The sequence below is a fragment of the Streptomyces cinerochromogenes genome, assembly GCF_014648635.1.
GTDB lineage: Bacteria > Actinomycetota > Actinomycetes > Streptomycetales > Streptomycetaceae > Streptomyces > Streptomyces cinerochromogenes.
The window spans coordinates 372,437-384,368 of the sequence record NZ_BMRM01000007.1; the positions used below are offsets into that span (position 1 = coordinate 372,437).

The following is an 11,932-nucleotide window of genomic DNA, read 5'->3' on the forward strand; positions in this document are numbered from 1 at the left end:
GATGCCAGAGAGCCGCCCGGCAATGGTCCGGAAGAGCGGGAGTGAACCGCGGGGCGCGCCGGTGCCGGGAGTGTGAGCGCGCGGAGGCCGGAAGGGCCGAGCACGGTCGCGGGCCCGGCACCGGCCGGGAGCGCCCGGAGGCGAACGCCCCACAGAGCGAGGAGTGTGTGATGACCACGGCGACCGAGTCGTTCCGCAGGGCCCGGGACTTCCTGCTGGAGCACCGCGAGGACTACGCCACGGCCTACGAGGGGTTCCGCTGGCCCCGCCCCGGCCACTTCAACTGGGCGCTGGACTGGTTCGACGTGATCGCCGACGGCAACGACCGCACCGCGCTGCACATCGTCGAGGAGGACGGCACCGAGACCCGGCTGTCCTTCGCCGAGCTGGCCGAACGGTCGAACCGTCTCGCCCGGTGGCTGCGCGAGCGCGGGGTCGCGGCGGAGGACCGCGTCCTCGTCATGCTCGGCAACCAGGCCGAGCTGTGGGAGACCGCGCTGGCCGCGATGAAGCTGCGCGCGGTGGTCATCCCGGCCACGGTGCTGCTCGGCCCGGCCGACCTGCGCGACCGCGTGGAGCGCGGCCGGGTGAAGCACGTGATCGCGCGCGCCGAGGACACGGCGAAGTTCGCCGACGTGCCCGGCGCCTACACCCGGATCTCGGTCGGCGGTCTGCCGGAGGAGGGCTGGGAGCCGTACGAGGACGCGTACACGGCCCCCGCCGAGTTCCTTCCCGACGGCCCGACCCTGGCCGACGACCCCCTGATGCTCTACTTCACCTCCGGTACGACCGCCCGCCCCAAGCTGGTCGAGCACACCCACACCTCGTACCCGGTCGGGCACCTGGCCACCATGTACTGGATCGGCCTCAAGCCCGGCGACGTCCACCTGAACATCTCCTCGCCCGGCTGGGCCAAGCACGCCTGGTCCAACCTGTTCGCGCCGTGGAACGCGGAGGCGACCGTCTTCGTCTTCAACTACACCCGCTTCGACGCGGTCCGGCTGATGGCCGAGATGGACCGGGCGGGCGTGACCACGTTCTGCGCGCCGCCGACCGTGTGGCGGATGCTCATCCAGGCCGACCTGGGTCAGCTGCGCACCCCGCCCCGCGAGATCGTGGCGGCCGGCGAGCCGCTCAACCCGGAGGTCATCGAACAGGTCCGGCGGGCCTGGGGGGTGACCGTCCGGGACGGCTTCGGACAGACCGAGACCGCCGTGCAGGTCTCCAACAGCCCCGGCCAGCCGCTGAAGACCGGCTCCATGGGCCGCCCCAGCCCCGGTTTCCGGGTGGAACTCCTCGACCCGGTCTCCGGCGCGCCCGGCGCCGCCGAGGGCGAGATCGCACTCGATCTCGCCGACCGCCCGGTCGGCCTGATGGCCGGCTACCACGGCGAGCCCGACCGCACCGCGGAGGCCATGGCGGGCGGTTACTACCGCACCGGGGACATCGCCACCAGGGACGAGGAGGGGTATCTCACCTATATCGGGCGAAGTGACGATGTGTTCAAGTCCTCGGACTACAAGGTGAGTCCGTTCGAGCTGGAGAGCGCGCTGCTGGAGCACGAGGCAGTGGCCGAGGCGGCCGTCGTGCCCGCCCCGGACGAGCTGCGGCTCTCCGTACCCAAGGCGTACGTCGTCCTCGCCGAGGGCTGGCAGCCCGGACCCGACACCGCGAAGGCCGTCTTCGAGCACTCCCGCGAGGTGCTCGCCCCGTACAAGCGCATCCGCCGGCTGGAGTTCGGCGCGCTGCCCAAGACCGTCTCCGGCAAGATCCGCCGGATCGAGCTGCGCGAGGCCACGGCGGCCGGCTCGCAGAACGAGTACCGCGAGGAGGACTTCCGGTGACCGCACCGCTGTCGTACACGCACGGGACGAGCGCGACCGCCCTGCTCGGCGACACCATCGGCGCCAGCCTGGACCGGGCGGTGGCGGCCTGGCCGGAGCGGGAGGCCCTGGTCGACGTACCGTCCGGACGGCGCTGGACGTACGCCGAGTTCGGGGCGGCCGTCGACGAACTGGCGCGGGCCCTGGTTGCGAGCGGGGTCGCCAAGGGCGACCGGGTGGGCATCTGGGCGGTCAACTGCCCGGAGTGGGTCCTGGTCCAGTACGCCACGGCCCGCATCGGCGCGATCATGGTCAACATCAACCCGGCGTACCGCACCCACGAGGTCGAGTACGTCCTGGGCCAGGCCGGTGTCTGCCTGCTGTTCGCCTCCCTGCGCCACCGGACGAGCGACTACCGGGCCATGGCCGAGGAGGTGCGGGGCCGCTGCCCGGAGCTGCGCGAGATCGTGTACTTCGGCGACCCGAGCTGGGAGGCGCTGCTCGGCCGGGCGAGGCCCGGGGTGCCGTACCCGGAGCTGTCCTGCGACGACCCGGTCAACATCCAGTACACCTCCGGCACCACCGGCTTCCCGAAGGGTGCCACGCTCTCCCACCACAACATCCTCAACAACGGTTACTTCGTGGGGGAGCTGGTCGCCTACAGCGAGCAGGACCGGGTCTGCATCCCGGTGCCCTTCTACCACTGCTTCGGCATGGTCATGGGAAACCTGGCGGCCACCTCGCACGGCGCCTGCATGGTCATCCCGGCACCCTCCTTCGACCCGAAGGCCACGCTGGAGGCGGTGCAGCGGGAGCGGTGCACGTCCCTGTACGGCGTCCCGACCATGTTCATCGCGGAGCTGAACCTCCCGGACTTCGCCGCCTACGACCTGTCCTCCCTGCGCACCGGCATCATGGCGGGCTCGCCGTGCCCGGTGGAGGTGATGAAGCGGGTGGTGGCCGAGATGCACATGGAGGAGGTGGCCATCTGCTACGGCATGACGGAGACGTCGCCGGTGTCCCTGCAGACCCGGATCGACGACGACCTGGAGCACCGCACTGCCACGGTCGGCCGAGTCCTGCCCCACCTGGAGGTCAAGGTCGTCGACCCGGCGACCGGGGTCACCCGGCCGCGCGGCACGGCGGGCGAGTTGTGCACCCGCGGCTACAGCGTGATGCTCGGCTACTGGAACGAGCCGGACAGGACGGCCGAGGCGATCGACGCGGGCCGCTGGATGCACACCGGGGACCTGGCGGTGATGCGCGAGGACGGGTACGTCGAGATCGTCGGCCGGATCAAGGACATGATCATCCGGGGCGGCGAGAACATCTACCCGCGCGAGATCGAGGAGTTCCTCCACGCCCACCCGAAGATCCGGGACGTCCAGGTCGTCGGGGTGCCGGACGAGCGGTACGGCGAGGAGGTCCTGGCCTGTGTCATCCCGGGCGACCCGGCGGACCCGCTCAGCCTGGAGGAGCTGCGGGAGTTCTGCGCGGGCCGGCTCGCCCACTACAAGGTCCCGAGCCGGCTCCGCATTCTCGACTCCTTCCCGATGACGGTGTCCGGGAAGGTCCGCAAGGTGGAACTGCGGGAGAAGTACGGGGTGTGAAACGGCGGGGAGCGAGCATGCGCTGAATGTTTACGGCGGTCCCGGGCCGAGCGCGCTGTCGGCGGCGTACCCGGCCCGGGACTCGTCGGGCGGGCGCGAGGGCACGGGCGGCCTGTCCCGCGCCCCGGTCAGGCGTATGCGTACCGGGCCCCGGTCAGGCGTACTCGTCCCGCGCCCCGGTCAGGTGCGCCCGTCCCGGGTCCTGGGTGCCGGCTTCGGCGCGCCCGTGGTGTGCAGGGCGTCGGCGGGGTCGTTCACCGGCTGCGGGGCGCCCGCGAGGTCGAGCACGAACAGCGGGATGCCGAGGGCGTCCGCGCCGGTGCGGGCGGCGCTGGTGTAGCCGGCGAGGGAGAAGTACACGCACTGCGCGGACTCGGTCATGGCCGTCAGCCACAGGCACTCCACGTCCCTCGGCCCGGCCGGCCGCACGGTCGGGTCCACCTGGGCGAGCAGTCCGCGGGCGGCGAGCCCGATGCCGTTCGGGGGCCGCTGGTCGGCGCGGCGGATGTCCCCGTAGCCGAGCCAGCGCAGGTAGAGCGCGGCGGTCGTGACGGCGTCGCGGGCCGTGCGGATGGCGTGGGGCTGGAAGGGCGGGTGCTGCCGTTCGGGCTCACGGGCGCCGTCGGTGCCGTCGGAGTGGTCGGTGCGGTCGGTGCCGGCCGGGCCCGGCTCCGGTGCCGTCGGGTCCTCGGCCACCGGGACGCGCAGGACCGTGCCGCACGGGCAGCCCAGTTCGGGGCGGGGCCAGTGGTTGCCGCGCCCGCAGGCGGCGCACGGCACGGTGAGCCACTCGTCGTCCCAGGCGCGGTGCGGCGCCACGGCCGGCTCGGCCGCCGGATCCAGCCGCGGCGCGGTCGGCGCCCCGCACGCGCACGGGTACACCGGCGCGGTGTAGAGGTGCGTGCGCCGGCAGACCGGACAGCGCACCGGAACGCTCTCGGGCATGGCCCACCCCCAGGCGTCGCGTAGGCGTCGCGCCCATGGTGCTCCTCTCCGGCCGCTCCTGTCCGGCGCTTTCCGCTGTCCGGACCACTCTTGACGACCTTGCCCCTCCCACCTACATTGCTTCCAGATAGTAGAAGTCAATTTCCGCTATGCGGAAGATGTTGGTGCTCACCGCGGGGCGCGACGGGAGTACGCATCCGACAGCCGAAGCAGGAGTACTCGATGGCTCGTATGACCGCTGCCCGCGCGGCAGTTGAGATCCTCAAGCGCGAGGGCGTCACCGACGCCTTCGGTGTGCCGGGCGCGGCGATCAACCCGTTCTACAAGGCACTCAAAGAAGGTGGCGGCGTCAACCACACCCTCGCCCGCCACGTCGAGGGTGCCTCGCACATGGCCGAGGGCTACACCCGGACCAAGCCGGGCAACATCGGTGTCTGCATCGGCACCTCGGGTCCGGCCGGCACCGACATGATCACCGGCCTGTACTCCGCCATCGGCGACTCCGTCCCGATCCTGTGCATCACCGGCCAGGCGCCCACGCACGTCATCCACAAGGAGGACTTCCAGGCCGTCGACATCGCCTCGATCGCGGCGCCGGTCACGAAGATGGCGGTCACCGTCCTGGAGGCCGCGCAGGTGCCCGGCGTCTTCCAGCAGGCGTTCCACCTGATGCGCTCCGGCCGCCCCGGCCCGGTCCTGATCGACCTGCCGATCGACGTGCAGCTCACCGAGATCGAGTTCGACCCGGAGACCTACGAGCCGCTCCCGGTCTACAAGCCGGCCGCGACCCGCGCGCAGATCGAGAAGGCGATCTCCTTCCTGCTCGCCGCCGAGCGCCCGGTCATCGTCGCCGGCGGCGGCGTCATCGGCGCCGACACCTGCGACCTGCTGGTGGAGTTCGCCGAGCTGACCCAGACCCCGGTCGTCCCGACCCTGATGGGCTGGGGCGCGCTCCCCGACGACCACGAGCTGAACGCCGGCATGGTCGGCGTCCAGACCTCGCACCGGTACGGCAACGCCAACTTCCTGGAGTCGGACGCCGTCCTCGGCATCGGCAACCGCTGGGCCAACCGCCACACCGGTTACAAGCTCGACGTCTACCGGGGCGAGCGCAAGTTCGTCCACGTCGACATCGAGCCCACCCAGATCGGCAAGATCTTCCCGCCGGACTACGGGGTCGTCTCCGACGCCAAGGCCGCGCTGGAGCTGTTCGTCGAGGTCGCCAAGGAGCTGAAGGCCGCCGGCAGGCTCCCCGACCGCTCCGACTGGGTCGCGTCGACGCAGGAGCGCAAGGCGACCCTCCTGCGCCGTACGCACTTCGACAACGTGCCCATGAAGCCGCAGCGCGTGTACGAGGAGATGAACAAGGCCTTCGGCCCGGACACCCGGTACGTCACCACGATCGGCCTCTCCCAGATCGCCGGCGCGCAGATGCTGCACGTCTACAAGCCGCGCCACTGGATCAACTGCGGTCAGGCCGGCCCGCTCGGCTGGACCATTCCGGCCGCGATCGGCGTCGCCAAGGCCGACCCGGACGCCCCGGTCGTCGCGCTCTCCGGTGACTACGACTTCCAGTTCCTGATCGAGGAGCTGGCGGTCGCCGCCCAGCACAGGATCCCCTACGTCCACGTGCTGGTGAACAACGCCTACCTGGGCCTCATCCGGCAGGCGCAGATCGGCCTGGACATCAACTTCCAGGTGAACCTGGAGTTCGAGAACGTCAACGCGCCCGAGATCGGCGTCTACGGCGTGGACCACGTCAAGGTCGCCGAGGGCCTCGGCTGCAAGGCGATCCGGGTCACCGAGCCGGACCAGCTGGGCGCGGCCTTCGAGCAGGCTAAGAAGCTGGCCGCGGAGTACCGGGTGCCGGTCGTCGTAGAGGCGATCCTGGAGCGGATCACCAACATCTCGATGAGCCGCACCATGGACATCAGCGACATCAGCGAGTTCGAGGACCTGGCCACCGAGCCCGGCCACGCGCCGACGTCGATCAAGCCGCTGAAGGTCTGACCGCTGAAGGCCTGACACGTCCGGCACACACGAGGGGCGGCCCGTCCAGGGGAGACGGGCCGCCCCTTCGCCGCGCTCGGCGGGCGGTCTCGGCGGGGCGCCCGGCGGGGCGCTCAGTCGAAGCCGCCGCCTCCGCCGCCCCCGCCCCCGTAGTCGTGCCCGCCATGACCGTAGCCGCCGTGCCCGTAGCCGCCGTGCCCATAACCGCCGTGGTCGTGCCCGCCGTGCCCATGTCCGCCGTGCGTGCCGCCGCCCCGGTCGTCGCCGTCCCAGCCGCCCAGGTCGCCGTACAGATCCTCGTCGCCGGCGAGGTGGCGCGGGCCGGTGCCCCGGCCGAACGGGAAGCGGCCCTCGTCCGCGAGCGCGCCCCGGCCCGTCAGCCCGGCCTCGCGGGCGAACCGCGGTACGAGCACGCGCAGGGCCCGCTCGCCGTACAGCGCCACCGCGAGCAGCACCTGCTCCTCCGGCAGCCCGTCAGGGCCTTCCGGCAGCGGACGGCGCTCGCGCAGCTCCGCCAGCAGACGGCGGGCGGTGCGGCTGCGGCGCGGCGGCAGCACCCGCAGCAGTCCGTCCGCCGCGAGTCCGGCCCGCATCCGGGCCAGGGCCCGTCGCACCACCGCGCGGCCGGGCAGCTCCCGCGCTCCGGCGGGGCGGTAGAGGCCGGTCCGGACGGCCTTCTCCAGCGGGTGCCGGCAGGCGTCGGCGCCGCCCGTCCCGGCCCTGCGCAGCGTGCCCGGCCGGCCCGCCTCGACCGCGCCGCGCAGGTGCAGTGCGAGGACGGCGACCGTGATGGCGGCACGGTCGCCCCCGCGCAGCAGCGCGACCGCGCACGGATCCGGCCCAGCCGCCGGAATCGATGTCGTACGGCCCACGAGACACCCCCGAGCGGGGCCCGCCGCCCCCGTGCCGACGGGCCCCTGTGCCGTAATGTGCCCTGGCGCAGGGGTGGTTGAAGCCTCCGCCGCTCTCTTCAGAGGTTGATTTGAGGGTTGCGCACCCGTCCTACGACCGCTGCCGTACGCGCCGCCGTCACAGCTCGTGCTCCGACAGCCCCGGCCAGTCGTCCGGGCCGCCGCCCTGCCATTCGATCAGGTCGGTCTCCTCCACCTCGATCCGGTCCAGGTCGGCCAGTCGCAGGATCTCCACGACGTCGTCCAGGTGCGAGGCGATCCCCAGCGTCACGTCCCCCTCGGTCACCCGCCGGGAGCCGTCCAGGGCCGGGGCATGCACCACGATGTGCGGAAAGTGAGTCGGATTCGCCATGCCTTCAGCCTGCTGCGGAAGCGGTGCGAGCGCACGCCGGGCAGGGTCCGTGTCCGGTCGGAACACGCGAGAGCGCCCCCTGGAGCAGGGGGCGCTCTCGGCACCGTGTGGTTGCCGTCCGACGGCGCGAGGCTGGGCGCGACAGGTCGTTCGCGCCGCCGGACGGGGTGGGCGGGCCCCAGGGAAGGGGCTGGGTGGGACCGCGGCGGCTGCGACGGAGCCGGGTGCCCTTCCCTCTGGTCGAGAAGGGGACTCGGTCCTTCACCACCGCACTGGCTCGCAGGCCCCCTGTTCTCGACTTCGCTGGAACGGGGGGACCCCCACCGCGGTCCTCGCCCTGCCCGCGCCCTCCGCCCCGCGGCCACCCCTCATCCGGGCCGCCGGGCGTACTGCGCGGGCCGCGTGCGGGAACATGACCTCCCGTCAGATCCCGCACGCTGCTTGCGTTCCCGGTGCTCAGTCCTCGCGCAGGGTGCGGACCGCCTCCTCCACGCGCTTGCCGTACTCCGGGTCGGCGGCGTGGAAGTGGGCCAGGTTCTTCTCGATCACGTCGTCGCGGGAGACCTGAGAGAGGCCGCCGGCGATGTTCGCGACCAGTCGGGACTTCTCCTCCTGCGACATCAGCCGGTACAGCTCGCCGGCCTGGAAGAAGTCGTCGTCCTTGGTGTGGAGCGGGGCCTCGTGGGTGCCCGTGTGGCCGTTCACCGCGAGCGGGGCCGACAGCGGGCGGCCGGTCTCCACCGGGCCGTCGTAGGAGTTCGGCTCGTAGTTCTTGGCGTGGCGGCCCTGGGCGTTGGCGGCCATGAAGCCGTCGCGGCCGTAGTTCTGCGCGGTCGTCGCCTTCGGCGCGTTGACCGCCAGCTGGGTGTGGTTGACGCCGAGGCGGTAGCGGTGGGCGTCGGCGTAGGCGAACAGGCGGCCCTGGAGCATCTTGTCCGGGGACGGGCCGATGCCGGGAACGAAGTTGTTCGGGGAGAACGCGGCCTGCTCGACCTCGGCGAACACGTTGTCCGGGTTGCGGTCGAGGACCAGGCGGCCCACGCGCTGCAGCGGGTAGTCCCGGTGCGGCCAGACCTTGGTCAGGTCGAACGGGTTGAAGCGGTACTCGGCCGCCTCGGCCGCCGGCATGATCTGGACGTAGAGGGTCCAGGACGGGTGGACGCCCCGCTCGATGGCCTGGAGCAGGTCCGTCTGGTGGGAGTTGGGGTCCTTGCCCGCCAGCTCCTGCGCCTGCTCGGTGGACAGGCAGCGGATGCCCTGGTTCGTCTTGAAGTGGTACTTGACGAAGAAGGCCTCGCCCTGGTCGTTCGTCCACTGGTAGGTGTGGGAGCCGTAGCCGTTCATGTGCCGGTACGACGCCGGGATGCCGCGGTCGCCCATCAGCCAGGTGATCTGGTGCGTGGCCTCCGGGGAGTGCGCCCAGAAGTCCCAGACGTTGTCCGGCTCCTGCTTGCCGGTGAACGGGTCCCGCTTCTGCGAGTGGATGAAGTCGGGGAACTTGATCGGGTCCTTGATGAAGAACACCGGGGTGTTGTTGCCGACGAGGTCGTAGTTGCCCTCCTCGGTGTAGAACTTCACCGCGAAGCCGCGCGGGTCACGGACCGCGTCGGCGCCGCCGAGGGAGTCGGCGACCGTGGAGAAGCGCAGGAAGACCTCGGTGCGCTTGCCGATCTCGCCGAGGAAGGCGGCGTGGGTGTAACCGGTGACGTCGTCCGTCACCTCGAAGTGGCCGTACGCGCCGGAGCCACGGGCGTGCACCACGCGCTCCGGGATCCGCTCGCGGTTGAAGCGCGCGAGCTTCTCCAGGAGGTGCTGGTCCTGGAGCAGGAGCGGGCCGCCGACGCCGGCGGAGGCGGAATTCTGGTTGTCGGCGACAGGGGCGCCGGACTCTGTCGTGAGCACGCGCTGCGACATCGTGGACCTTCCGTGCGGGTGTCAGCGGAAACCTGTTTCCGCTTTGTGGAGCCTAGAAGTGGGGCGATCTGAGCGTCAACAGTTTGTTGAATGGAAATCAACGATGTGGTGAAGGAGATTCCGGGCCGCGGCACCGCCTGGGCGCGACAGGACAGGTGTCAGCGGCGCCGCGGCCCGGAAGTCTGGGAAGGGCGGTCAGACCTGGGCGCCGGAGAGGCGCTCCACCGCCCGCAGCAGGGCCGAGTGGTCCAGGCCGCCGTCGCCCTGGGCGCGCAGCGAGGCGACCAGCTGGGCGACCACGGCGCCGACCGGCAGGGCGGCGCCGACGTTGCGGGCGGCGTCGGTGACGATGCCCATGTCCTTGTGGTGCAGGTCGATGCGGAAGCCCGGCTTGAAGTCGCGGTTCAGGAAGTTGTCCTTCTTGCGGGTCAGCACGGTGGAGCCCGCGAGACCGCCGTTGAGGACGTCCAGGGCGGCCGCCAGGTCCACGCCCGACTTCTCCAGGAAGACCACGGCCTCGGCGCACGCCTGGATGTTCACGGCGACGATCAGCTGGTTGGCGGCCTTCACGGTCTGGCCGGAGCCGTGCGGACCGCACAGCACGATGGTCTTGCCGAGCGCCTCGAAGATCGGCTCGGCCTGCTCGAAGTCGGCCTGCTCACCGCCGACCATGATCGACAGTACGGCCTCGATCGCGCCGGCCTCACCGCCGGACACCGGGGCGTCCAGCACCCGGATGCCCTTGTCCTCGGCGGCCTTGGCCAGGTCGACGGAGGTCTGCGGGGTGATCGAGGACATGTCGATCAGCAGGGCGCCCTGCCTGGCGTTCTCCAGGATGCCGTCCGGGCCGTAGGCGATGGCCTCGACCTGCGGGGAGGCGGGGACCATGGTGATCACCACGTCGGCGTCCCGCACGGCCTCGGCGATCGAGGCGGCGGCCGTACCGCCGGCGGCGGCCAGCCGGTCCAGCTTCTCCCGCTCCAGCGTGAAGCCGGTGACCTGGTAACCCGCCTTGATCAGGTTCTCGGACATGGGGGAGCCCATGATGCCGAGACCGATCCAGGCGATCTTGGGAAGACTCATCGGGGGTGCCTTTCTCAGTACAGGATGATCAGCGGGCCGCGCGGGCCCCGGCGGGCAGCCAGTCGAAGGCCTCGGTGCTCGGGCGGTCGCCGGGCTTGTACTCCAGGCCGACCCAGCCGTCGTAACCGGCCTTGCGGAGCTGGTCGAGCAGCTCCTCCAGCGGGAGCGAGCCCGTGCCGGGGGCGCCGCGGCCGGGGTTGTCGGCGATCTGGACGTGGCCCGTCTTCGCCGCGTACCGCTCGATGACCGAGGGCAGGTCCTCGCCGTTCATGGACAGGTGGTACAGGTCCATGAGGAACCTGGCGTTGCCGAGTCCCGTCGCCGCGTTCACCTTGTCGACGACCCCGATCGCGGCCGGCGCCGACACCAGCGGGTACAGCGGCGACTCGGGCCGGTTGAGGGCCTCGATCAGCAGGATCGCGCCGATCCGGTCGGCCGCCCGGGCCGCGAGGGCCAGGTTCTCCAGGGCGAGCGCGTCCTGCTCGGCCGGGTCCACGCCGTCGACGCGGTTGCCGTAGAGCGCGTTGAGCGCCGTGCAGCCGAGGGAGGCCGCGAAGTCCGCGGCGACGTCGATGTTGGCGCGGAACCGCTCCGACTCCTCACCGGGGACCGAGAGGGCGCCGCGGTCGGGACCGGGCAGCCGCCCGGCGTAGAAGTTCAGGCCCGTGAGCTGGACTCCGGCGTCCTCGATGGCCTTCTTGAGGGCGTCCAGCTCGGACTGGGCGGGGGTGGGCGAGTCGATCCAGGGCCACCACAGCTCGACCGCGGAGAAGCCCGCCGCGGCGGCGGCCGCGGGGCGCTCCAGGAGCGGGAGTTCCGTGAAGAGGATCGACAGGTTGACGTTGAAGCGCTGGTCTGCAAATCCCATTCGGGCCGCGCTCCCTTCCGTGTCGTTATTCCGTATGACGGAAGTTCGTTTCTGCGTAATGGAAGATTGCCGTCGTGTGTCGCCGCTTGTCAAGGGGGGTCCGCCACCGGCCGCCCCAAAAGCCCCGCCGGGCGTTAGGTTGAGCGCGTGCGATTGAGAGTGGAGTTCACGACCGAACCCTTCGACCTGGACGAGGCGCCCGCGCACGCCCTGGTGGCTCGGGAGGTCATCGAGGCGGCCGAGCTGGACGCCGTCGACGTCGGCCCCTTCGGCAACACGGCCGAGGGCGGTGCCGACCGTGTGCTCGACGCGGTGGGCGCGCTGCTGCGCAGGACCCTTCAGGCCGGTGCCACGCGGGTCTCGCTCCAGGTCAACGTGATCGACGACGGGATCGGGGAGGGCGATAGGTGACCGGG

At 71.5% G+C, this 11,932-nt stretch carries 10 protein-coding genes; 4 read left to right on the forward strand and 6 right to left on the reverse strand.

Annotation, left to right across the window (positions count from 1 at the left end; all coding sequences use genetic code 11):
- Window positions 1-170: 170 nt before the first annotated feature.
- Together IEZ20_RS16605 and IEZ20_RS16610 are read left to right on the forward strand one after the other, a co-directional pair.
- Entirely contained in the window at window positions 171-1,844 is a 1,674-nt protein-coding gene (locus IEZ20_RS16605) for an AMP-binding protein (protein ID WP_189299119.1), read from the forward strand.
- Window positions 1,841-3,433: an AMP-binding protein gene (locus IEZ20_RS16610; protein WP_189299121.1), complete on the forward strand. Its 1,593-nt coding sequence runs from the start codon at window positions 1,841-1,843 to the stop codon at window positions 3,431-3,433. The genes IEZ20_RS16605 and IEZ20_RS16610 overlap by 4 nt, the downstream gene beginning before the upstream one ends.
- 180 nt (window positions 3,434-3,613) lie before the next feature.
- Here IEZ20_RS16610 and IEZ20_RS16615 read toward each other — a convergent pair whose 3' ends face one another.
- Window positions 3,614-4,378 (reverse strand): hypothetical protein, encoded by a 765-nt coding sequence (locus IEZ20_RS16615; protein WP_189299123.1) that lies wholly within the window; start codon window positions 4,376-4,378, stop codon window positions 3,614-3,616.
- A gap of 222 nt (window positions 4,379-4,600) precedes the next feature.
- On the opposite strand from IEZ20_RS16615, the gene gcl reads away from it, so the two are divergent.
- Window positions 4,601-6,388 (forward strand): glyoxylate carboligase, encoded by a 1,788-nt coding sequence (gcl, locus tag IEZ20_RS16620; RefSeq protein ID WP_189299125.1) that lies wholly within the window; start codon window positions 4,601-4,603, stop codon window positions 6,386-6,388.
- 113 nt (window positions 6,389-6,501) lie between these two features.
- Here the strand turns inward: gcl and IEZ20_RS16625 are convergent, their stop codons facing one another.
- From IEZ20_RS16625 to IEZ20_RS16645, 5 genes are all read right to left on the reverse strand, one after another.
- Entirely contained in the window at window positions 6,502-7,260 is a 759-nt protein-coding gene (locus IEZ20_RS16625; protein ID WP_189299127.1) for a DUF2207 domain-containing protein, read from the reverse strand.
- Between the two features lie 157 nt (window positions 7,261-7,417).
- On the reverse strand, window positions 7,418-7,651 hold the full coding sequence (locus tag IEZ20_RS16630) for a hypothetical protein (protein ID WP_189299129.1): 234 nt from the start codon (window positions 7,649-7,651) through the stop codon (window positions 7,418-7,420).
- Window positions 7,652-8,107: 456 nt separating this feature from the next.
- A complete protein-coding gene (locus IEZ20_RS16635) occupies window positions 8,108-9,565 on the reverse strand; it encodes a catalase (RefSeq protein WP_189299131.1) in 1,458 nt (485 codons plus the stop codon).
- A 195-nt stretch (window positions 9,566-9,760) separates the two neighbouring features.
- On the reverse strand, window positions 9,761-10,648 hold the full coding sequence (locus tag IEZ20_RS16640) for a 2-hydroxy-3-oxopropionate reductase (protein WP_189299133.1): 888 nt from the start codon (window positions 10,646-10,648) through the stop codon (window positions 9,761-9,763).
- A gap of 28 nt (window positions 10,649-10,676) precedes the next feature.
- Entirely contained in the window at window positions 10,677-11,516 is an 840-nt protein-coding gene (locus IEZ20_RS16645; protein WP_189299135.1) for a TIM barrel protein, read from the reverse strand.
- A gap of 147 nt (window positions 11,517-11,663) precedes the next feature.
- Between IEZ20_RS16645 and IEZ20_RS16650 the strand changes: the two genes are divergently transcribed.
- Entirely contained in the window at window positions 11,664-11,927 is a 264-nt protein-coding gene (locus IEZ20_RS16650; protein WP_189299137.1) for a thiamine-binding protein, read from the forward strand.
- The last annotated feature ends 5 nt before the right edge of the window (window positions 11,928-11,932 follow it).

What these genes read in the sequence shown, in the direction of transcription:
- IEZ20_RS16605 (WP_189299119.1), top strand. Translation starts at nt 171, where the DNA reads ATGACCACGGCGACCGAGTCGTTCCGCAGGGCCCGGGACTTCCTGCTG.
- IEZ20_RS16615 (WP_189299123.1), bottom strand. Translation starts at nt 4,378, where the DNA reads ATGCCCGAGAGCGTTCCGGTGCGCTGTCCGGTCTGCCGGCGCACGCAC.
- gcl (WP_189299125.1), top strand. Translation starts at nt 4,601, where the DNA reads ATGGCTCGTATGACCGCTGCCCGCGCGGCAGTTGAGATCCTCAAGCGC.
- IEZ20_RS16630 (WP_189299129.1), bottom strand. Translation starts at nt 7,651, where the DNA reads ATGGCGAATCCGACTCACTTTCCGCACATCGTGGTGCATGCCCCGGCC.
- IEZ20_RS16635 (WP_189299131.1), bottom strand. Translation starts at nt 9,565, where the DNA reads ATGTCGCAGCGCGTGCTCACGACAGAGTCCGGCGCCCCTGTCGCCGAC.
- IEZ20_RS16640 (WP_189299133.1), bottom strand. Translation starts at nt 10,648, where the DNA reads ATGAGTCTTCCCAAGATCGCCTGGATCGGTCTCGGCATCATGGGCTCC.
- IEZ20_RS16645 (WP_189299135.1), bottom strand. Translation starts at nt 11,516, where the DNA reads ATGGGATTTGCAGACCAGCGCTTCAACGTCAACCTGTCGATCCTCTTC.